The 21,642-nt window shown below is 71.1% G+C and carries 12 protein-coding genes; 2 read left to right on the top strand and 10 right to left on the bottom strand.

Going from position 1 to position 21,642, the window contains the following annotated elements:
* Window position 1: 1 nt before the first annotated feature.
* Window positions 2-640 carry an LPXTG cell wall anchor domain-containing protein gene (locus ABZ845_RS04935; protein ID WP_360972988.1) on the top strand — a complete coding sequence of 213 codons (639 nt, stop codon included), beginning with the start codon at window positions 2-4 and terminating at the stop codon, window positions 638-640.
* Window positions 641-800: 160 nt separating this feature from the next.
* On the opposite strand, the gene ABZ845_RS04930 is transcribed toward ABZ845_RS04935, so the two are convergent.
* The 8 genes from ABZ845_RS04930 to ABZ845_RS04895 form a co-directional block, all read right to left on the bottom strand.
* Window positions 801-2,624 (bottom strand): GMC family oxidoreductase, encoded by a 1,824-nt coding sequence (locus ABZ845_RS04930; protein WP_360972986.1) that lies wholly within the window; start codon window positions 2,622-2,624, stop codon window positions 801-803.
* Between the two features lie 54 nt (window positions 2,625-2,678).
* On the bottom strand, window positions 2,679-4,319 hold the full coding sequence (locus ABZ845_RS04925) for a succinic semialdehyde dehydrogenase (protein ID WP_360972984.1): 1,641 nt from the start codon (window positions 4,317-4,319) through the stop codon (window positions 2,679-2,681).
* Between the two features lie 194 nt (window positions 4,320-4,513).
* On the bottom strand, window positions 4,514-6,175 hold the full coding sequence (locus ABZ845_RS04920) for a serine/threonine-protein kinase (RefSeq protein WP_360972982.1): 1,662 nt from the start codon (window positions 6,173-6,175) through the stop codon (window positions 4,514-4,516).
* Between the two features lie 183 nt (window positions 6,176-6,358).
* Window positions 6,359-8,011, bottom strand: a complete 1,653-nt coding sequence (locus ABZ845_RS04915) for a serine/threonine-protein kinase (RefSeq protein ID WP_360972980.1) — start codon at window positions 8,009-8,011, stop codon at window positions 6,359-6,361.
* A 149-nt stretch (window positions 8,012-8,160) separates the two neighbouring features.
* The gene (locus ABZ845_RS04910; protein WP_360973085.1) at window positions 8,161-9,768 is read right to left on the bottom strand and encodes a serine/threonine-protein kinase; all 1,608 of its coding nucleotides are present in this window, start codon (window positions 9,766-9,768) and stop codon (window positions 8,161-8,163) included.
* Between the two features lie 231 nt (window positions 9,769-9,999).
* Window positions 10,000-12,609, bottom strand: a complete 2,610-nt coding sequence (locus ABZ845_RS04905) for a protein kinase (protein ID WP_360972978.1) — start codon at window positions 12,607-12,609, stop codon at window positions 10,000-10,002.
* A 171-nt stretch (window positions 12,610-12,780) separates the two neighbouring features.
* Window positions 12,781-14,925, bottom strand: a complete 2,145-nt coding sequence (locus tag ABZ845_RS04900; protein ID WP_360972976.1) for a serine/threonine-protein kinase — start codon at window positions 14,923-14,925, stop codon at window positions 12,781-12,783.
* A 359-nt stretch (window positions 14,926-15,284) separates the two neighbouring features.
* Window positions 15,285-16,991 (bottom strand): glycerol-3-phosphate dehydrogenase/oxidase, encoded by a 1,707-nt coding sequence (locus ABZ845_RS04895; RefSeq protein ID WP_360972974.1) that lies wholly within the window; start codon window positions 16,989-16,991, stop codon window positions 15,285-15,287.
* A 275-nt stretch (window positions 16,992-17,266) separates the two neighbouring features.
* On the opposite strand from ABZ845_RS04895, the gene ABZ845_RS04890 reads away from it, so the two are divergent.
* Window positions 17,267-18,475 (top strand): nucleotide sugar dehydrogenase, encoded by a 1,209-nt coding sequence (locus tag ABZ845_RS04890; protein ID WP_360972972.1) that lies wholly within the window; start codon window positions 17,267-17,269, stop codon window positions 18,473-18,475.
* 729 nt (window positions 18,476-19,204) lie between these two features.
* Here the strand turns inward: ABZ845_RS04890 and ABZ845_RS04885 are convergent.
* Together ABZ845_RS04885 and ABZ845_RS04880 are read right to left on the bottom strand one after the other, a co-directional pair.
* On the bottom strand, window positions 19,205-20,329 hold the full coding sequence (locus ABZ845_RS04885) for a GuaB3 family IMP dehydrogenase-related protein (protein ID WP_360972970.1): 1,125 nt from the start codon (window positions 20,327-20,329) through the stop codon (window positions 19,205-19,207).
* Window positions 20,330-21,162: 833 nt separating this feature from the next.
* On the bottom strand, window positions 21,163-21,507 hold the full coding sequence (locus ABZ845_RS04880; protein WP_360972968.1) for an ArsR family transcriptional regulator: 345 nt from the start codon (window positions 21,505-21,507) through the stop codon (window positions 21,163-21,165).
* Window positions 21,508-21,642 lie beyond the last annotated feature (135 nt).

Below are 21,642 nucleotides of genomic sequence, written 5' to 3'. Positions count from 1 at the left end.
TGTGAAGCTCACCGGCCTGCCCGGCAAGGTCGCGGTGGGCAGCGGCTGGCACCCCTTCACGCTCGAGGTCGCCAACCCGACGAAGACGGACCTGAAGGACGTCATCTTCTACGCGGGCGTCGGCCCGGCCGACGAGCACGCCGAGAACCCGTTCAAGTCCAGCGAGGTCCAGCTGCAGGCGAAGGTCGGCGGCACCTGGGTCGACATCAAGGACGAGGACGGCTACTCCCTGAACTACCTCGACCTCTCCGACATCGATGGCGGCAAGACGGTCGACTACCAGCTCCGTCTGAACGTGAAGTCGAGCGCTCCGGTCGGTTCCGCACTGACCATCGGCGGCGGCATCTACTTCGACGAGGAGGCGAACTGCGTGGCGGCGGGCCAGGCCGGTTACGTCATCCAGATCGTCAAACCCGGTACGGACACGGACGGCACCAAGCCCCAGGAGGGCGGCCAGGTCCCGGTTCCCACCACCAAGCCGAGCAAGACCAACACGCAGGAGGTGACCGGCAGCCTCGCCTCGACCGGTTCCTCCTCCGCGCTTCCGACCATCGCCCTCGTCGGCGGTGTCGCGGTCGTCGCCGGTGGCGGTGTGGTGTTCGCGATGCGGCGCCGCAAGGCGGGTTCCCCGGCCGCGTAAGGCCCGGGGGAACCGCCCCCAGACTGCGACAGGCGTGCAGAACGCCTCGCACATAAAGAAGAAGGACCTGAGCTCGGAGGGGGGCACAGGTCCTTCTTCTTTGTCCTTCTTTGTTTTTCTTCGTTCTTGGTCCGCTCTTTCTCTGCCTCCGCCGCTTCCGCTACTTCTCCGGCTGCTTCGGCTGCTTCGGCGGCACCGCCGGAATCCCGAGGAACGGCAGCCGCAGCGCTCCGAACGCCTCCGCCGGGACCGCGGGCGACTGCGGCTCCACCGGCTTCAGCCGCTCATAGACCGTGCCCTGGGACGGACGCGGGTCGGCCTCGCCCTTGTTGGGCCAGTACGACATCGCGCGCTCGGCCTGAGCGGTGATCGTCAAGGACGGGTTGACGCCGAGGTTCGCGGAGACCGCAGCACCGTCCACGACCGAGATTCCGGGATGGCCGTACAGCCGGTGGTACGGGTCGATCACTCCGCTCTCCCGGGAGGAGCCGATCGGGCAGCCGCCGAGGAAGTGCGCGGTCAGCGGGGTGCCCATCAGCTCGCCGACGTTCGAGCCGGCGAATCCGTTGATCTCGGTGGCCAGCGCGTCGGCGCTCTCCGACGCCGCCCTGATCTGCTTGGGGTTGGGGGAGCCGTGCCCCTGGCGTGCGGTCAGCAGGCCCTTGCCCATTCCGTCCGGCTTCAGATACGTCGTCAGCGAGTTGTCCAGCGACTGCATCACCAGGCCGATGATGGTCCGCTCCGACCAGCGGCGGTTGGAGAGCGAGCGCAGCAGGAGGAGGGGGTGACGGGCGGCGTTGGCCAGCCAGGCCGCGGCCCTCGACGAGCCCTCGGAGAACGGGACCTGGAGTATCGACATGCCGCCCATGGCGTTGGAGCCCTTGCCGTAGCGGACCGGCTCGATATGCGTGTTCTCGTCCGGGTGGATCGAGGAGGTGATGGCGACCCCGCGCGTGAAGTCGGCCCGTGCCTCGCCGGTGGCCTTCCGGTAGCGCCGGTCGTCCGTCTGGGCACCTACGATCGCTTCGGAGTTGGTGCGCGTCAGCACGCCCAGACGGTCGGAGATGCGCGGCAGCAGCCCGCCCGCCTTCATACGGTGCAGCAGGGTCTGGGTGCCGTAGGTTCCGGCGGCGAGGACGACCCGCCGGGCCTTGAAGGTCCGGCCCTTGCCCTTGCGGCGGTTGTCGGTGGGGAGCGTGGCGATCGCGTATCCGCCCTGGGAGTCGTCCGTGATCGTCACGACGGTCGTCATGGGGTGCACGACCGCTCCCGCCTTCTCGGCGAGGTAGAGGTAGTTCTCGTTGAGGGTGTTCTTCGCGCCGTGGCGGCATCCGGTCATGCACTCACCGCACTCGGTGCATGCCTTGCGGTCCGGTCCGGCGCCCCCGAAGTAGGGGTCGGCGACCTGCTCCCCCGCCTTGGCCTTCACGCCTCCGTCCGCGTCCTCACCGTCGCCGAAGAACACTCCGACCGGTGCCATGTGGAAGGTGTCGCCCACGCCCATCCGCTCGGCCGCGGCCTTCAGGTGCACGTCGGACGGGGTCATGGTCGGGTTCAGCCGTACCCCGAGCATGCGCCGCGCCTGGTCGTAGTACGGCTCCAGCTCCTCCCGCCAGTCGGTGATGTCCCGCCACTGCGGGTCCTCGAAGAAGGGCTTCGGGGGCACGTAGAGCGTGTTGGCGTAGTTGAGGGAACCGCCGCCGACCCCGGCTCCCGCCAGCACCATCACATTGCCCAGCAGATGGATGCGCTGGATGCCGTACATGCCGAACTTGGGGGCCCAGAGGTAGTTCCTCAGGTCCCAGGAGTTCTTCGGGAGGGTGTCGCGGGTGAAGCGGCGTCCGGCCTCCAGCACGCCCACCCGGTAGCCCTTCTCGGTCAGGCGGAGGGCGGAGACGGATCCGCCGAACCCCGACCCCACGACGATGACGTCATAGTCGTACCCGTCCTCGTCCCGGGCGTGGACCGACTTCTCCTGCGACACGTGCTCTCCTCGTTGAGAACGGGTGGTGACAGTGCTCCGACCGCTCGGCAGGGCCTAGCGGAAGCGGAACGCCTTCATCAGCTTCAGGCTGCGGCTCATCAGCGCCGCGTACTTCTCGTCGTCCATGCCGAACGACGGCGCCATGGGCAGCAGCCGCTGGTGGGCGACGGTCTGGGCCTCGGTGTACTTGAGGATGCCCTCGGAGCCGTGGCGGCGGCCGAGTCCCGAGTCCTTCATCCCGCCCATCGGCGACTGGGCGCTGCCGTACGCGGGCGCGTAGCCCTCGTTGACGTTGACCGTGCCGGTGCGCAGTCGGGCGGCGACGGCGCGGCCACGCCGTCCGTCCTTCGTCCAGACGGACGAGTTCAGGCCGTACGGCGTGGCGTTCGCCCGCTCGACCACCTCGTCCTCCGACGTGAACCGGTAGACGGACACGACCGGGCCGAAGGTCTCCTCCGCGCACACCGACATGGGCGCCTCGACCCCGTCGAGGATCGTCGGCTCGAAGAAGTACGGGCCGACGTCCGGCCGGGCGACGCCTCCGGCCAGCACCTTCGCGCCCTTGGCGACCGCCTCCTCCACGTGCCGGGTCACGGTCTCCAGCTGGCGGTCGCCCACCAGCGAGCCCATGTCCGCGCCGTACGCGAGGGACCTGCCGAGCCGCATCGCCTTGGTGCGGGCCACGAACCGTTCCAGGAAGGCGTCCGCGATCGACTCGTGGACGTACAGCCGTTCGATGGAGATGCAGAGCTGGCCCGCGGAGGAGAAGCAGGCACGCACGGCACCCGCGGCGGCCTTCTCGATGTCCGCGTCCTCCAGGACCAGCATGGCGTTCTTGCCGCCGAGCTCCAGCGAGACCCCGACGAGCCGGGCGGCGGCGCCCTGGGCGACCTCGCGGCCGGTGCGGGTGGAGCCGGTGAAGGAGACGTAGTCGGCGTGCTTGACGATCTCGGGGCCGACGACCGGTCCGTCACCGATGACGACCTGGAAGACCTCGGCGGGCAGCCCGGCCTCGATCAGCAGGTCGCGTGCCCACAGCGCGGTCAGACACGTCTCCGTGTCGGGCTTCATCACCACGGCGTTGCCCGCGGCGAAGGCCGGGATCGCGTCGCCTACCGACAGCTCCAAGGGGTAGTTCCAGGGGGCGATCTGGCCGACGACGCCGCGCGGATGGCGCAGCTCGGTGACGCGCGTGAGCGCCGGAATGGCGCCGGTGTGGCGCTTCGGCCGAAGGTAGGCGGACGCCCGACGGCCGTAGTGCCGGGCCGCGATGGCGACGGCCAGCACCTCCTCGTGGGCGTGCAGACGGGCCTTGCCGGTCTCCAGCTGGATCAGGTCGAGGATCTCGGACTGGCGGGCGAGCACCAGATCGTGGAAGCGCAGCAGGACGGCGGCGCGCTGCCGTACCGGGGTGGCGCCCCAGGCGGACTGCGCCTTGCGAGCCCGGGCGAACGCCTCCGCCACGTCCTTGGGCGTGGACTCGGGAAGGTCGGCCAGCTTCTCACCGGTGAACGGCGTGTGGTTGGCGGTGCGGCCGGAGCCGGCCACACCCTTGGTGAGCTGGGCGACCAGCTCGGGCGTGACCACGTCGACGGCGCTGCGGGCGCCGGCGGGGGCGGGCGCGAGGGGGTTGGTGCCGGCCGTGCCCGTACCGGTCTTCTCTGTGGCCTTCTCCGGGGCCTTCGAGTCCGTCATGACGCGCAGGGTATGCCGGGTCGGAGCGTTTGGGTACCCGTCGGTAACGCGCTTTCACCGGGTATCCACATCGTGCCAGTGACCGCTGGCAGCAAACGCGCTGATCAGGGCGTTGTCGGATGCCCGGCGGGGAGATTCCGGCTTTTTGGCGGGCGCGGGCGCCCTCGGGGATGCCCGGCCCTGGTGCCGCGGCACTAGGACATGTCGATGTCCAGGTTCGCCATGGCCGCCGTCGCCACCTCGCGTCCGCGCTCCGTGAAGTCGCCCTTGCCCGGGTAGCTGATCGTGAGCTTGTACATGTTTCCCGCGGAGTTCTTGTAGTAGAAGATCCTCACTTCGCGGGGGCGGGGGTTCTGGCTGTCGTTGGTCAGGTAGTCGACCGTGTTCTCGGCGGCCGGCCTGCCGTGGTACGTGGCCGGCTTCGGCTGCGTCTTCTTCGGGCCCGTGGACGACATCTCCAGTTCGTAGGCGCCGCTCTCCTTGAAGTCCCCGTTGTCGGCGTACATCTCGGCCGCGGCCGAGTCCTTGATCTGGTGGGCGGTGTCCTCGGACTTCTTCGCCACGTGCAGGCCGATCCAGATGCTGCCGCTGAAGTCGGTGTACTTCACCCAGTTCTTGTCGGTGTCGTCCGGCTTGGGCGTGCTCACCTGGTAGTCGGCGGGCACGGCGAGCGTCGCGCCCAGCTGCTCGGCCTGGCGCTGCTTCCAGCCGTCCGGCAGCGGGCCCGCGAAGGGGTCCGCGACGACCAGGTACCCGGCCACCGCCACCGCGACGACGCCCGCTCCGATACCGAGCAGCGCCCTGCGGCCGAGACGCACACCACGGCCGCCGGGGACGGCGAGCTGCACGGCCGGCGCCGGCTGCGGCTCCCGGGCCGCCTCCTCCAGCAGCCGGCGGACCTGCGCCGCGTCCGGGCGGAGCGCCGGATCCTTGTTCAGCAGGCCGTTGATGGCGTCGGCGAGCGGGCCCCGGGCCGAAGCAGGAGGCGCCGGAGTGGAGTTGAGGACGGACTGCAGGGTGGCGGCCGAGTTGGTGCGGCGGAACGGCGAGACGCCCTCCGTCACCGCGTACAGCACCACGCCCAGCGACCACAGGTCGGACGCCGGGCCGGGACGGCGGCCCAGCACCCGTTCCGGCGCGATGTACTCGGGCGAGCCGACGAAGCCGCCGGTGTCCGTCAGGTTCGTCTCGCCCTCGATCTGCGCGATGCCGAAGTCGGTGAGAACAACACGGTCGTACCGGCCCAGCAGGACGTTGTCGGGCTTCACATCGCGGTGCAGGATGCCCGCCGCGTGCGCGGCCTCCAGCGCGCCGAGCACCTCGAGGCCGGTCCTTGCCGCCTCCCGCACCCCGAGAGTGCCCTCCTGGAGCACGGCGCCGAGGGAGCGGCCCTGCACCAGCTCCATCACGATCCACGGCTTGCCGTCGACCACCGCCACGTCGTGCACGTTCACCACGGCGGGATGGTCGAGGCGCGCGGCGGCGCGGGCCTCCCGGCGCATCCGCTCGTAGGCGTTGGCCTGTTCACGTTCGGGAAGGTGGTCGGGAAGCCGGGGCTCCTTGACCGCGACCTCGCGGTCGACCGTCTCGTCCTTGGCACGCCAGACCGTTCCCATACCGCCGTGACCGAGCTTGGAGAGCAGCCGGTAGCGCCCTGCGACGAGACGCCCGGCACCGGGGTCCCGTGGCGCCTCGGGCGCGGCCTGGGTGGGCACCGCGTGGGGTTCGGGGCTCTCTTGTGCCGACTCCGGCCGGGCGTACGGGTTGCCCGGGTACGGCACGTTCGGCCGTGGTGGTTGCAGTCCGAAACTCGTCGGCTCCTCGGCCCGGGAGGGCCCACCCCCGTGGTTGCTCATGCGTGCATGATCTCGCGCAGGCGCTTCGCGAACCACCCCGAGCCCGTGCCGGTCACAGACCCGTGACATGCCGTGGGACTTGTCTCCGTCCTTCGCCGGCACGAACGCCACGCGCGCCGGCGCGAACGTGTCGACCCGCGCCGACGCCAACCGGTCGACTCACGCCGGTCCCAACCGCTCGACTCACGCGGGCGCGAACGTGTCGAGCGCCACGTCGAAGTACTCCTTCGCCTCCCGCGTCTTCCCGACCGGTGCCGACACCCACACGTCGTACATCCGGCCGCCTTGCTCCCAGCACAGGTCGTACGTGTGCCGCGGGCCCTCGGCCGCGCTGAAACCGTTCCAGGTGAACTCCCAGAGAGCGGCCGGGTTTCCGCCGTGCGAGGTCTGGGTGACCCGGCCGTCGCGGTAGCCCGGGTTGGTGGACGGCCCCTCGGCGTCCGAGTGCCGCATCACCGCGATCGGGCCGCCGGTTTCGGGGTCCGCCGCCTTGATGCCGAGGCGGAAGGTCTGCCCCGGTGACACATAGAAGATCCGCTCGCCCTGCGGATCGCGGGTGAACCCCTCCGGCACCGCGAGCGAGAACCCGCCCGGGTCCTGGACCAGCCGGTACCCCGAGGGTGCCGTGCGCCCCGTGCCCGACGCCGGCGCGGGTGACGACGAACGCGTCACCGTCACCGTGGGCGCCGCCGAGGGTCCCGCGGCAGACGGTCCGGACGCGCTCGTGCTCACCCCCGTCCGGGGCGGCTCCGAACTCGCGTGCGTACCACCGGCGTCCCCACCGCCCCGCATCAGCAGCGCCGCCGCCGAGACGCCCGCGCCCGCCATGGCCGCGACGAGAGCGGCGGCTATGAGGACCGCGCGTGTGGAGTACCCGGACGGCCGCGGCGCGGCGGTCACCGCCGGAGTGGCCGCCTCGGGTGCCTCCTTCGGGACCGGCGGCACCGAACGCCGGGGCACGTCCCGTTGCGTCGGCGAGTAGGGCGCGGGCACCCGTGGAGTGCGTCCCGTCTCCAGGAACTCCCTCAGCAGCCGCTCGGCCTCCGCCGCGTCCAGGCGCCGCGCCGGGTCACGCTCCAGCAGCCCCCGGATGACGGGCAGGAGCGGTTGTGCCTGTGCGGGCGGACGGATCTCGTCGACGACGACGGCGTGCAGGATCCCGCCGAGCGAGTCGCGGCGGAAGGGGGACTCACCGCTCAGCACGGCGCACAGCAGCGCGCCCAGCGACCACAGGTCGGACTCGGGGCCGGTGCGTTCCCCGGACATCCGCTCCGGCGCGGTGTACTCGGGCGAGCCGACGAAGGAACCGCTCTCCGTGAGTGTGGTGGCTCCCGCGACCTGCGCGATGCCGAAGTCGGTGAGGACGGTGCGTTCGGTGCCCGCTTCGAGCAGGACGTTCGCCGGCTTGAGGTCGCGGTGCAGTACGCCCGCTTCGTGCGCCCTGCGCAGCGCGCCGAGCAGGGCGATGCCGATGCGGGCGGCCTCGCGGGCGTCCACGGGGCCGCGCGTGTCGATGCGCTCGGCGAGCGAGCCGCCGTCGATGAGCTCCATCACGATGTACGGCCGTCCGTCGTGCTCCACGACGTCATGGACGACGATGATGTGCGGATGCCGCAGTTGCGCCACCGCGCGCGCCTCGCGCAGGGTGCGTTCGCGCTGGAGCTGCACCTCCTGGGCGGAGCGCGAGGTGTCGAGGGAGAGTTCCTTGACCGCCACCTGACGGCCCAGCAGCCGGTCGTGCGCCCGCCAGACGACACCCATGCCGCCCCGGCCGATCCGCTCCTGAAGCTGGTAGCGGTCCGCGATCACACGGACGTTCTCCCCCTCGGTCCCCATACGCCCCATCATGCCCCACCGGGCCTGAACCCTCCGGGACACCGTCACTATGGTGGCCGACAAGCGACGCAAGAGGGCGTGCGAACGAGGTGCGGCGGGCGCGCGGCGGGCGTACGCGGGAGCGTTCCGTCAGCCGCCGGACCCCGCTGTCAGCCAGGCGGCTGGCGCCACCCCCGCAGCACCTCGCGGAACACCTTCTGCGTCGTGTCCCAGTCGGACTCGGGGCCGGACACGTAGATCGCGTACTCGACGCCGTCACGGGCGAAGTACGTCTCCTCCACGGCGTGCCGCGGCCCGGGGAAGGGCGTGTCCTTGCGCAGCGCCGTCCATGTGTACTCCCACAGGGAACCGGGGCGGTCGCGGTAGACGTTCTTCTGGAGCGTCACCCGCTTGTAGTCGACCAGCCGTTGAAGCTGCTGCTCCAGGTCGAGCTGGTGCTGGTTCGCGTCGTCGAAGTCGGAGGACTTGTCGATGGCGATGCGGATGAAGTGTTTTCCGCCGTCGGGCGAATAGTCGGTCTGGGAGGGGACGGCGAGCGGCTGCCGCTTCCACTGCGCGCCTGGCACGGGCAGGGTGAAGCCCGCCGGGTCCTTCTTGCGCACCCAGCCCGCCGGGAGATTGCTCGCGGGCTCCTGCGTTTCCGGCGCAGCGGTGCCTGACGGGGACGTGGACGCGGTCGGTGAGCCATCGCCCTGGTGGCCGAGGTAGTTCGCGGCTATCGCGCCGCCCACGCCGACGGCCGCGGCCAGCACGAAGACGAGCGCGACCGTGCGTCCGCGACGCCTCTTGCGGGGCGCGGGCGGCGCCGGAACGGGCTGGTGCAGGGTTCCCGCCGATGTCTGCGAGTCACGCGCATGCTTGTTGCGGACGCGCGTGGTCGTGTCGTCGACGTTGTTCAGGTTCACATGCTGGGTCGCCACATACTCCTGCGCCGACCTCGGGCGCCGGCCCTCGGCGGCCTCGGCGAGCATCTGCTCCAGCTGCGGCCCGTCGGGGCGCAGCGCCGGGTCCTTGGCCAGCAGTGCCGCTATGACCGGCTCCAGGGCGTCCGCGAACTGCGCGGGGGTCGGGTTCTCGTCCACGACGGCCTGCATGGTGGTCAGCGGCGAGGTCCGTCTGAAGGGCGACCTGCCCTCCACCGCCGTGTACAGGGTGGCGCCGAGGGCCCACAGGTCGGAGGCCGGACCCGGGTCGTGGCCGCGGACGCGCTCGGGCGCGAGATAGTCGACGGAGCCGACGATCTCTCCCGTGCGGGTGATCGTCGTATCGCCCTCGACCTGGGCGATACCGAAGTCGGTGAGCAGCACGCGCCCGTCGGAGGCGAGCAGCACGTTGCCCGGCTTCACATCGCGGTGCAGCACGCCCGCGGAGTGCGCCGCGCGCAGCGCGCGCAGCACCCACAGCCCGATGCGCGCGGCCTCACGGGGCTCGATGCGGCTCTGTTCCTTGACCGCGTCGGCCAGAGAGCCGCCCTCGACCAGCTCCATGACGATCCACGGCCGGTTGTCGTGCTCCAGGACGTCGTGGACGGTGACGACGGCCGAGTGGTTGATGCGTGCGGCGGCCCGTGCCTCGGCATGGGTACGGGCGAGAAGTACGGCACGGTCACTGTCCGTGACGTACAGAGCGGCCGTCAGTTCCTTGATGGCGACCGCCCGGTGCAGCACCTCGTCCTGGGCTCGCCACACCCTGCCCATGCCGCCGCTGCCGATGGAGTCGACGAGGCGGTAGCGGCCCGCGAGGAGCAGGCCCTGCATCTGATTCACGTTTCCCCGCAATGCTCTTGACGAGGCCAGACTAGAGAGCGGCTCCCGCACAGGGAACGGGCGGGGCCGCAACGTTGACCGCACTGTGACGGTTCTCGCCTCCACGTACGGGACGGAACCACCGCACATTCAGGCCAATCGGACTTGATTTCGCCTACGTTGCGTGGAGGCCGTCGACCGCACAGAGCTTCGGCCGGATGGGCGGCGCACGGCTCGAGGCGGTCAGCCGGCAGCCCGGTAGGTCTGCTGCGCCTGCTCGTAAAGCCGTGTCACCTCGTCCCGTTCGGCCTCGGGACCGCGTACCTGCACCACGTGATAGCGACCTGCGACGATGACGGCTGAGTTGCGCACGAACAGCTCGCGCCCGTCGCTGTCGGCCCAGGTGAACTGGCCCTCGACCATGGTGAGTCCGCCGACGTCGATGCGTCTCATCCCGCTGGAGGTGGCCCAGGTCGAGTCCCGGAACGGCTGGAGTTCGGGCTCCGACTCCCTTTGATAGGTGAGCGGATCGGCGCCGTACCGGCTGGTGGTGTCGCGTCCTGGCACGACGATGAGCTCGAAGTCGCCCTGGGAGTAGACGATCTGACCGAGTCCGTTCTTGGGTGTCCGGGTCCAGCCGTCCGCCACGGCGACGCGGAAGCCCTCCGGGTCCGTGCGCAGGGTGAAGCCCTGGGCCACCGGTGCCCCGCTGGTCTGTGTCTGCGCTGAATCGTCCGAAGGGGAGGGGCTCTTGGAGCCGTTCCGCCCGGGCGGCTGCGCGCTGCCCGCGCCCGAGGCGGTCTGCCGCGGTACGGGTGCCCCGTCCGACGTGGCGCCGGTCCGCTCGCCCACGGTGCCGCTGCTTCCGCCGTGGGGTGCGGCCTTCGGCATGAACACCATCGCGTATGCGATGGCAGCCGCCAGCGCGAGCAGGATCAGCAGAAGCAGGGTGCGGCCCAGTCTGCGTGGTCTCGGCGGCCGTTCGTCCTTGGCTCTTCTGTGGCGGGCGTGCGTGGTCGCGGGCAGCCCGGCGCGGCGCCTGCGGACCAGCTCACCGCGGCGCCGTACGATCGGCAGCCGACCGGGGTCGGCGGGAGGGGCCGCGACGACATGCGTGCCCGCGTCGGGCTCGGGTGCGGAGCGGATGAGGGAGCGCAGCCATCCGCTCAGCTCCTCGAAGTCGGGTCGCTCGGTCGGGTCCTGACGCAGCAGCGACTCCACGACCGGGCGCAGCGGGCCGCACTCCTCGGCGTAGGCGGGCGGTTCGGCACAGACGAGCTGAACCAGTTCGGCGGTGTTCTCCTCCGGGTACGGGGCGTTCCCCTGCACGACCCGGAACAGCAGCGCGCCCAGGGCCCACAGGTCGGTGGCGGGCCCGATCGGCGCCGCCAGCTGCCAGTTCTCGTGCACGGGGCCGGCCTGCTCGGGCGCCCACCGCTCGGTGACGGGTCCGACGACGGCCATCCGCGCCTGGCGAGCCCGCTCGGCGGCCAGGGCGGTGGCCGGGCCTCGGCGGCTCCAGGGGGCGGTGGGCGCGCCGCTTGCGGCGGGACCGCCAGTTCCGTGCCCGGGTTCGAGGGTGCCGCCGGGCGGTGCGGTACGGGCATGGTCGTGGGCGGCGGGCGACGCGGGTCTCGGCACGGCCCCGTGCCAGGGCGTCATGCGCTCCGTGCCGTAGGGGTCGGCGATCCGCCCCGGTGGAGCCGCCCCGGGACGGCCCTCCCCCGGCTGCCCGTGCGCCTGCGGGGGTGCTCCCCCGCCGGAGCCGGCCGGCCGGGGCGCGGGCAACGCCGCGGGGGCGCCGCGCTGTTCGTCCTGCACCCGGGCCGCGGCCCGGGCTCCCGCCCGGTACGCCGCGATCGCTCCGGCACGTGCCGCCCGCACGTCCGAGGCGGACTCCAGAGCGCGGGGCCCCACGGCGGGTACCCCGCCGCCACCGGCCGTTCCCTCACCGGCTGTACCGCTACCTGCCGCCGTACCGCTGCCTGAAGCGGCGCCGTTCGCCCGCGCGTCGATCGCGGCCCGCCGCGCGGCCTCCGGGTCCATGTGCCCCGGGGAACCGCCCACGCCCAACGCGCCGGTGACGGACCCGGGTGCCCGCTCGGCCCGGCTTCCCGGCGCTGTCCGCTCCGCCCGCTCCGCCCGGCCTTCCGGCCCTGCTGGGTCCCCCCGGCCGGCCCGGCCGGCCCGGTCCGCCCGCTCTTCCTGCCCTTTCGGCTCCGCCTGCCCGGACTCCCGCGCTGGAACCGGGTCGTAACCGCACAGTGCCTCTTCCGCCGCCCCGGTCGCCAGGCCGGTCAGCACCACCCGGCCGTCGTCACAGACGAGCACGGTGCGCGGGGTGATGTTCCGGTGCACCCAGCCATGGACGTGCAGCGCGCGCAGCGCCATGAGGACGTCGGAGGCGACCTCGGCCGCGCGATACGGGGCCAGCGGCTTCTCCACGAGCAGCGCCGCCAGCGTCCGGGCGGGCACCAGTTCGCTCACCACCCACAGGGAGCCACCCTCGGCGAACACGTCGAAGACCTGGTCGAGCCGAGGGTGGTCGGGTATCCGAGCGGCGGCCTGAGCGGCCTCGATCGCCCGCCGTACGGTGGGGTCGGCGGGCGACCGGGTGGCGGTCCGGGCCGGGGTCCCACGGGACCGGCCGCCCTTGGCCACATAGCCCTCGGGCAGGCCGTCGGCGTCGAGCACCTCCGCCTCGACCACCTCGGGCAACGGCAGCTGCCGTATGAGGACTTCCTGCCCGCTGTAGGTGTCGAAGGCCCGCGTCTCCGTCAGTTCGTAGGCGTCGGCCGGAAGCAGGGGCAGGCGGTAGCGGTCGGCGAGCACCCGTCCCGCGTAGTCGTCCACGATGCCTCCCCCGGCCGCGCGGCTGGTCAATTCCGTTCGTCCAGCGTCCCGTTCTGGATACGTACGATCCGCGATCCTTCACGATACGTGCCGGAGGCAACCCTCAACCCCGGAAGTGGGGTATCTCCGCGCGCCCCGGCCGCGTGCGACCGCCGTCCGGGGCGCGGTACGTCACGACTTCGGCCGGAACGTTCCGGTCAGCGCGTTCCAGGTGTTCTTGCGCAGATCGCCGTCCCAACCGGATGCCTTCGCCGTGTACAACAGCGCATAGCCCTGATGCGAGTTGACGACGAATCCGCGGTCGATCACCCGGTATGTCGTTCCGCCGTCGACGTAGGTGAACTCCCAGTCGGCCGTGTTCCAGCCGCGGTAGTTCACCTTGTCGATACGGATCCGCTGGTACTGAGGGTGGTCGATGTAGCGCTCCTGGTCCTTCCAGTCCGCCACCGGGTCGTCCTTGGGCGTCGACGTCCAGGCGACGAGCAGCCGCTGCCCGTCGGGGCCGGTGAAACGGTCACCCGCGTCGTCCGAGGACGTGTACTTCCAGCCCGCGGGCAGTCCTATCGAATACCCCTGATCGCCCTGGTACTTCGTCACCGCGACCTGGCCGCCCGAGGATCCGGACGATGTGCCGTCGCCCGAACCCGGGCTGACGGCGGGTGAACCGTCCGCGGTGTTCTGCCCGCCGGACCCGTTCGACGCGGAGCCGTTCGTACTGCCGGTGTCGGTGTGCGAGCCGCCTGTGCCGCCCTTGTTCCCCTTCCCCGCGGCCGGGGCGGCGGGCGCGGAGGTCTTCGCGGAACCTCCCTTGCCGTTCTGCGAGCCGCCGTTGTCACCGCCGTGGAGCGTGAGTGCGAGCACGGTCCCGAGGACGGCCAGCACCACGACGACCGCGACGATCACCAGCGTCCGCTTCGGCACCACGTCGGTGAGCGGCGCTCTGGGCGGCACCGGCGGCCGCGGCGGACGGTCCGGGTCCGGAACGATGGGCCATCCCGGCTTCGGCTTCTCTGAACCGGAGTTCGATCCGGCGGCAGCGCTCTTGTCGCGGGTGCCGACCGGCTCGCCCTCCGCCTTGGTGGCGGCGGTGGCTTTCGCCGCGGACGCCTCCCCGTCGCCGGACGGCGTGCCCTTGGCCGCCTCGGCCTCGGCTGCCGCGTCCTTGGTCACCGCGTCCTTGGCCGCGGTGCCCTTGGCCGCGGTGCCCTCGGGCTCCTGTCCGGCAGTGGACCCGGACGTCTTCGACCGCGTGGTCGTCGCGGCGGCGGCCGTGGCCGCGCCCGCGGACGCCGCGGCCTTGCGCATGGAGCGCAGCGCCCCGCGCAGCCGCTCGGCGGGCTCATCGCCCCGCTTGGCCGCCCCGGCGCCCGACGGCTCCTTGGCGGTCGTCTTGCCCGAGGGCTCCCCCGGCGCAGGCGGCAGCGCCACGACTCTGGTCGCGTCGGCCGGCACCTCCTTGGGATCGGGGGCGTGGAGGACCTCGTTGAGCATCGCCCGCGCGCTCCGGTCGTCCAGCCGCTCCTCGGGATCCTTGGCGAGCAGCCCGTAGATGACGCTCTTCAGCGGACCCGCGTTCTTCGGCTCCTCCACCGGCTCGGTCATCACCGCGGTCAGCGTGGCGATCGCCGACCCCTTGTCATAGGGGGGCACGCCCTCGACCGCCGCGTACAGCAGCCCGCCGAGCGACCACAGGTCCGCGGCGGGACCGGGCTTGTGCCCGCGAGCACGCTCGGGCGCGATGTAGGAGGGGGCGCCGACGAGCATGCCGGTGGAGGTGATGGAGGGGTCGCCCTCGACCTGTGCGATACCGAAGTCGGTGAGCACGACCCGGCCGTCCTCGGCGATCAGCACATTGGACGGCTTCACATCACGGTGCAGGATGCCCTCGCGGTGCGCGGCACGCAGCACGTCGAGCACCGCGACGCCCACCTCGGCCGCACGCTTCGGCTCCAGCAGGCCGTCCTCCCGGATGACCTCGGCGAGCGACTTGCCCTCGATCAGTTCCATCACGATCCAGGGCCGGTCGTCCTCGTGGACCACGTCGAAGACGGTCACCGCGCCGTTGTTGCGGATCCGGGCGATGGCCTTGGCCTCGCGCAGCGTGCGCGTGATGAGGCGGCGCTTCTCGTCCTCGTCGATGCTCGAGGGGAACCGCAGTTCCTTGACGGCGACCGTGCGTCCCAGGGTCTCGTCCTCGGCCCGCCACACCGTGCCCATGCCGCCGCGGCCGAGTACGTCCCCCAGCCGATACCGCCCGGAGAGGAGACGTTCGCTCTTGTCCTGACGGGATGTTCCCGCCCGCTCCGCCTCAGACATGCGACCCCTCATGCAACCCGCCCTGACAGAGCCTTCATTGTCCCTCACGCACGGACCGTCCAGCGCCCAGGGTGCCCTGTTCCGGCGGCCCGTCCCGCGCCGGGGACACTTCGGCGCAGCGGACACCGGGGCGCCGGGGTCCGCACGTGCGCCGCGAAGTCCGCGCTCGTAGTCCTCGCTCTCCCGCAGCGCCGTGGGGGGGGGCCGGAGGCAGTCGGGCCCCGTCCACCCGCCATGGGGTCGTTCTCCATGATGGGCCGCGTCAAGAGGGGAATCCGATGCCGCTGTGCCGGACACCCCGGATCCGGACCCTATCGGCCGTACCCGTGTGTCCGGCGCTCGAACTCGCCCCGGCCGGCCTACAGCGGCACGATGTCCGGCGCCCCCAGCCTCGCCGCGTCCGCCGTCAGATCGTCGGGCTGGCGCTGCGACTCCCGCTCCGCCTCCACCCGCTTCTCGTAGTGCTCGACCTCGCGTGCGATCTGGTCCACGTCCCACCCGAGCACGGGCGCCATCAACTCCGCCGCTTCCCGGGCGCTGCGCGTACCGCGGTCGAACGTCTCGATCGAGATGCGCGTCCGCCGGGTCAGCACATCGTCCAGGTGCCGTGCGCCCTCGTGCGAGGCCGCGTACACGACCTCCGCGCGCAGGTAGTCGTCGGCCGCGTGCAGCGGTTCGCCCAGCGGGGGGTCGGCCTCGACCAGGTCGAGCACCTCCTCCGCCATCGAGCCGTAGCGGTTCAGGAGGTGCTCCACGCGCACCACGTGCAGCCCCGTACGCGCGGCTATGCGAGCCCGTGCGTTCCACAGCGCCCTGAACCCCTCGGCGCCCAGCAGCGGCACGTCCTCGGTGACGCACTCGGCGACCCGGCGGTCGAGTGCGCGGACCGCCTCGTCGACGGCGTCCTTGGCCATCACCCGATAGGTGGTGTACTTGCCGCCCGCCACCACCACGAGACCGGGCGCCGGATGGGCGACGGTGTGCTCGCGGGAGAGCTTGCTGGTGGCGTCCGACTCCCCGGCGAGGAGGGGACGCAGACCGGCGTAGACACCCTCCACGTCGTCGCGTGTGAGCGGTACGGCGAGGGCCGAGTTCACATGCTCCAGCAGGTAGTCGATGTCCGCGCTGGAGGCCGCCGGATGGGCCTTGTCGAGGCTCCAGTCGGTGTCGGTGGTGCCGATGATCCAGTGCCTGCCCCAGGGGATGACGAACAGGACGGACTTCTCGGTCCGAAGGATGAGCCCGGTCGAGGAGCTGACCCGGTCCTTGGGCACGACCAGATGGATGCCCTTGGACGCCCTCACATGGAACTGGCCGCGCTCGCCGACCATCGCCTGGGTGTCGTCCGTCCACACGCCCGTCGCGTTGACGATCTGCTGGGCGCGGATCCGGTACTCCCCGCCGCCCTCCACGTCCTGAACGGTGGCGCCGACGACCCGCTCCCCCTCCCTGAGGAAGCCCGTCACCCGGGCCCGGTTGGCCGTCTTCGCGCCGTACCACGCGGCCGTGCGCACCAAGGTGGCCACATAGCGGGCGTCGTCCATCTGCGCGTCGTAGTACTGCAACGCCCCGACCAGCGCGTCCTTCTTCAGGCAGGGTGCGACACGCAGAGCATGACGGCGGGTCAGATGGCGGTGCATCGGCAGTCCCCGGCCATGGCCGCGCGCCATCGACATCGCGTCGTACAGCGCGACGCCCGATCCCGCGTACCACCGCTCCCAGCCCTTGTGCTGAAGCGGATACAGGAACGGCACCGGCTTCACCAGATGGGGCGCCAGACGCTCCAGCAGCAGTCCCCGCTCCTTCAGCGCCTCCCGTACGAGCGCGAAGTCGAGCATCTCCAGGTAGCGCAGGCCGCCGTGTATCAGCTTGCTCGACCTGCTGGAGGTGCCCGACGCCCAGTCGCGTGCCTCGACCAGGCCCGTGGACAGCCCGCGGGTGACGGCGTCCAGAGCGGTGCCCGCGCCGACCACGCCGCCGCCCACGACCAGCACGTCCAGCTCGCGCTCGGCCATCGCCGCCAGTGACTCGGCCCGCTGCGCCGGCCCCAGTGTCCCTGTCCTCACCGCTGCCTCCCGCTCAGTCGCGTCGGCCGCACCTTTCCGGCGACGCCCGGATCACATCTCCCATGCTTCACATCCCCATGCTCAGAGTCTGACCGTGATGCACCGCTTCGGCCACCACTCACCTGCGGCCTGTGGACAACACGCAAGGAAACACGCCGAGTCAATCCCGCAAATCGGTCATATTTACTCCTAGTCTGACATTGCACTCGCTCGTTCTGTCCACAGCGCTTGCGCACCTGTACCGCTTCGGCTACTGGGAAGGACGGCCCACCTTCATGCCAGCAGATCTCGCCGTCATCGGACTCGGTCATCTCGGCCTGCCCTTGGCCCAGGCCGCCGTCGCCGCCGGCATTCCCACCCTCGGGTACCGGACGGGCCCCGAGGCCGGTTCCCTCACACCCGCCGAACTGCGCCGGATGCTGTCCCGCGGCTTCCGCCCGACCGCCAACGCCGCCGAACTCGGCCGCGTCCGCACCGCGGTCATCTGCGCACCGGTCCAGCGCGGAGCCGACGGCAGGCTCGACCTCGGCCAGGTCGGCACGGCCGCCCGCACCCTCGCCGAACGGCTGCGCCCGCACACCACCGTCATCCTGGAGTCGCCGGTCCCGCCCGGCACCACCGAGCAGTTCCTGAGGCCCCTCCTCGAAGAGGGATCCGGCCTGCGCGCCGGACGCGACTTCCACCTCGCCTACTCACCGAGCCGCGTCGACCCCGGCAACCGCGCCTTCGGCGCTGCCAACACCCCCAAGGTCATCGGCGGCCTCACCCCCGCCTGCACCGAGTCAGCCGCCACCTTCTACGGGCGTCTGGCCGAGAAGGTGGTCCGCGCGCGCGGAACGCGCGAGGCGGAGACCGTGCAGGTCCTGGAGACCAACTACCGGCAGGTCAACATCGCTCTGGTCAACGAGATGGCGGTGCTCTGCAACGACCTGGGCGTCGACCTCTGGGACGTCATCCGCTGCGCGGAGACCAAGCCGTTCGGATTCCAGGCGTTCCGCCCCGGCCCCGGCGTCGGTGGCCACGCGGTCCCCCAGGACCTGGCGGGCCTGACCGGCCGCTCCCTGCGCATGGTCGAACTGGCGGAGCAGGTCAACCAGCACATGCCCCAGTACGTGGTGCAGCGCGCCGCCACCCTCCTGAACGAGTACGGCAAGTCGGCCCGCGGCGCCCGCGTCCTGCTGCTCGGTGTGACCTACAAGCCCGACCTCGCGGACCAGCAGGGCTCCCCCGCGGACGAGATCGCGCTACGCCTGATGCAACTGGGCGCATCCGTCAGCTACCACGACCCCCACGTCCCCGCCTGGAGCGTCCTTGACCGCCCGATCCCGCGCGCCGACTCCCTCTACGAGGCGGCGGCGGGCGCGGATCTGACGATCCTGCTCCAGCAGCACCGGGTCTACGACCTCCAGGGCCTGTCGGTGAAGGCGCAACTGCTGCTGGACACCCGGGGGGCCACGCCTACGGGGGCGGCGCATCGGTTGTGAAGGGGGGGCGCATACGCGCACGGGAGCCACTGGGGGCGAGCTGTCGGAAGGGGGAGCCAGTACCGTACAAAGGGCGGAGCCCACCGCAGTGGGTGCTGCGGCAGGCTCCAGGCTGGTTCACGTAGTGTCCACCCCTAATCTCTGTAGGGGTGGCCGCTCACCAACCGAAAATCCGCAAGATCCACCTCCTCCGGCACCAAGCCGCCCCACGGCGGATCCGCTACCGTACAAAGGGCGGAGCCCACCGCAGTGGGTGCTGCGGCAGGCTCCTAGTTGGTTCACGGAGTGTCCACCCCTAGCTCTCTTGGGGGTGGCCGCTCACCAACCGAAAATCCGCAAGATCCACCTCCTCCGGCACTTCACCATCCACAGACGGATCCGGTCCGAACGAGTCGGCTTGCGGTGACGGCCCACGGGCGCGCCCCCTTCCATGACGCCGCCCAGTCAGCCCGGTGGACGGTCCATTGGAGTTCGGGCCGGGCCCCGAGGGCCGGGGTCCGGAACCTTGTCCTTGGAAGGGGGCGACCCAGAGAACGGGGTCGCCGATCACGGACACTATCGGGTCAGCACACCCATTCCTCACCCTTTCGCCCCAAACGCAACCGTGCGCCCCTCTTCCCGCACAACGCGCCCTCACCAAGGCACTTGCGCACACAAAAGGGCCCGGTCACCCATTCAGGTGGCCGGGCCCCTTCGGTCCGCTCCGCTCGACCCGAGCGGAGCGTCACGTCACCGCTTGTGCTGCGAGTCCGCCACCGTCACCTCGACGCGCTGGAACTCCTTCAGCTCGCTGTAGCCGGTGGTCGCCATGGCACGGCGCAGGGCGCCGAAGAAGTTCATCGAGCCGTCCGGGGTGTGCGACGGGCCGGTCAGGACCTCCTCGAGCGTGCCGACCGTGCCGAGGTGGACCTTCTTGCCGCGCGGCAGCTCCTCGTTGACCGCCTCCATGCCCCAGTGGTGGCCCTGGCCCGGCGCGTCCGTGGCACGGGCCAGCGGGGAGCCCATCATCACGGAGTCGGCGCCGCAGGCGATGGCCTTGGGCAGGTCGCCGGACCAGCCGACGCCGCCGTCCGCGATCACGTGCACATACCGGCCGCCGGACTCGTCCATGTAGTCCCGGCGGGCCGCCGCGACATCCGCGACGGCCGTGGCCATCGGGACCTGGATACCGAGCACGTTGCGCGTGGTGTGCGCGGCGCCGCCGCCGAAGCCGACCAGCACACCGGCCGCACCGGTGCGCATCAGGTGCAGCGCCGCGGTGTACGTGGCGCAGCCGCCGACGATCACCGGGACGTCGAGTTCGTAGATGAACTGCTTCAGGTTCAGCGGCTCGTGCGAGTGGGAGACGTGCTCCGCCGACACCGTGGTGCCCCGGATGACGAAGATGTCCACGCCCGCGTCCACGACGGCCTTGGAGAACTGGGCCGTACGCTGCGGGGAGAGCGCGGCAGCGGTCACCACGCCGGAGTCGCGCACCTCCTTGATGCGCTGCCCGATCAGCTCCTCCTTGATGGGAGCCGCGTAGATCTCCTGGAGGCGGCGGGTGGCGGCGTCGGCGGGCAGGCCGACGATCTCGTCGAGGAGCGGCTGCGGGTCCTCGTGGCGCGTCCACAGGCCCTCGAGGTTCAGCACGCCGAGGCCGCCGAGCTCACCGATACGGATGGCGGTGGCCGGGGAGACGACCGAGTCCATGGGGGCGGCCAGGAAGGGCAGCTCGAAGCGGTAGGCGTCGATCTGCCAGGCGATCGAGACCTCCTTCGGGTCCCGCGTACGGCGGCTGGGGACGACGGCGATGTCGTCGAAGGCGTACGCCCGGCGGCCGCGCTTGCCGCGCCCGATCTCGATCTCAGTCACGTCTGTGGCCTTTCCCTCTGCGTTTCAGCGTCTTCCAGTATCACCGACGGGTACGGCGGGGGCCGCCCCAGAGGTACGGAGACAGCCCCGGAGATACGGCCAGGGCGGCCCCGGAACCTCCGGGACCGCCCTCGGACGTGGGGAAGCGGATCACTTCCTGCTGTAGTGATCAACCCCTCTGGCGGGCTGCGGCATTCTGACGTGGCCCGCCTCTTTCCTGGCCTTATGCCGTCAGCGCTTGTCGTCATCCGTCACCGTTGGCCACCCTCGGACGGCCCACAGACGGCCCGGTGAGGACCGCTCGGGAGCTCCCAGCTCCGGCTGTGCACAGGATGTGGACGCCTCGCCGCTTGTCGCGTCGCTTGCCGTCCGGCTTGTCGCTTGTCTTGTCTTGTCGCTTGTCAGGCCGCAGGTCAGAGCCTGTTTCAGGGGCTCCAGCCGCCTTCTCTGCGGCATGGCGCGACAAGCGACAAGACAAGGGCGCCGGCGGCATCTCCCGCAAGGCGAGGCTGTCGAGGGAGGAAGAGCAAGAAGGACCGCCCTTCGGGCGTGCGTTCTTCGGTCGCCCTCCGCGATCGCGGTCCCGCCGCCGTGGGCGACTACTGGGTAGTGGGTAGTGGGGTCCCCAGTAGATACACCCCGGTAGAGGCCCTCACGCCGTACTGGGTGCCGCCTACTGGGTAGTGGGGTGCGCGCCCCGCTACCCAGTAGCGCCGTGCGGCGACATTTGAGGTCCCGGCCCCGACCACCCGAATGCCGGAACGCCGGCTGCTGTCCGGAGGACCGTCCGCTTCCCGAATCGGCCTAAGGCGGCAATGGGCCGCGCAGCCGGGTCAGGGTGCCTTCCGAGCTTCCCCGGTTGCAGCCGCAGAGCGTCCGGACTCGTGGTGGACCAGGATCGCCAGCAGCTCGGCAACCGTGGCCGGGGCATCCGCGGGGTGACGCAGGGGCGAGTCAGGGGCAACGCGGTAGACATTCGATCGACCCTGCCGCACGTGGGCGAGGTATCCGCCCTCTTCCAGGTCAGCGATGATCTTCAGAACGGCCCGCTCGGTCAGCCTGCAACGGGCAGCGATGTCGCGGACACGCGTGGTGTGATTCTGGGCGATCGCTGCCAGCACGCGGGAGTGGTTGGTGAGAAAGGTCCACCCTGCATGTGGTTCCGGCGCTCGATCCATGCCCCCACAGTAGGGCCCTCGATTCGCGCTTCCAAAGGGCTGAATCTTTTTTCATGTTTTCCTTGACCTGAAAAATCCGTGAGGTGATCCTGGGAGTGCTCGAGAGGACCGCATGACCGGGAGCTTGAAATGCCC

Source organism: Streptomyces sp. NPDC047022, assembly GCF_040644155.1.
Taxonomy (GTDB): domain Bacteria; phylum Actinomycetota; class Actinomycetes; order Streptomycetales; family Streptomycetaceae; genus Streptomyces.
This window is presented reverse-complemented; position numbering and strand designations above follow the sequence as displayed.

Bases quoted from the DNA above. Each gene is read 5' to 3' on its own strand.
- ABZ845_RS04925 (WP_360972984.1), bottom strand. From the start codon at position 4,319: ATGACGGACTCGAAGGCCCCGGAGAAGGCCACAGAGAAGACCGGTACG.
- ABZ845_RS04920 (WP_360972982.1), bottom strand. From the start codon at position 6,175: ATGAGCAACCACGGGGGTGGGCCCTCCCGGGCCGAGGAGCCGACGAGT.
- ABZ845_RS04915 (WP_360972980.1), bottom strand. From the start codon at position 8,011: ATGGGGACCGAGGGGGAGAACGTCCGTGTGATCGCGGACCGCTACCAG.
- ABZ845_RS04910 (WP_360973085.1), bottom strand. From the start codon at position 9,768: ATGCAGGGCCTGCTCCTCGCGGGCCGCTACCGCCTCGTCGACTCCATC.
- ABZ845_RS04900 (WP_360972976.1), bottom strand. From the start codon at position 14,925: ATGTCTGAGGCGGAGCGGGCGGGAACATCCCGTCAGGACAAGAGCGAA.
- ABZ845_RS04890 (WP_360972972.1), top strand. From the start codon at position 17,267: ATGCCAGCAGATCTCGCCGTCATCGGACTCGGTCATCTCGGCCTGCCC.
- ABZ845_RS04880 (WP_360972968.1), bottom strand. From the start codon at position 21,507: ATGGATCGAGCGCCGGAACCACATGCAGGGTGGACCTTTCTCACCAAC.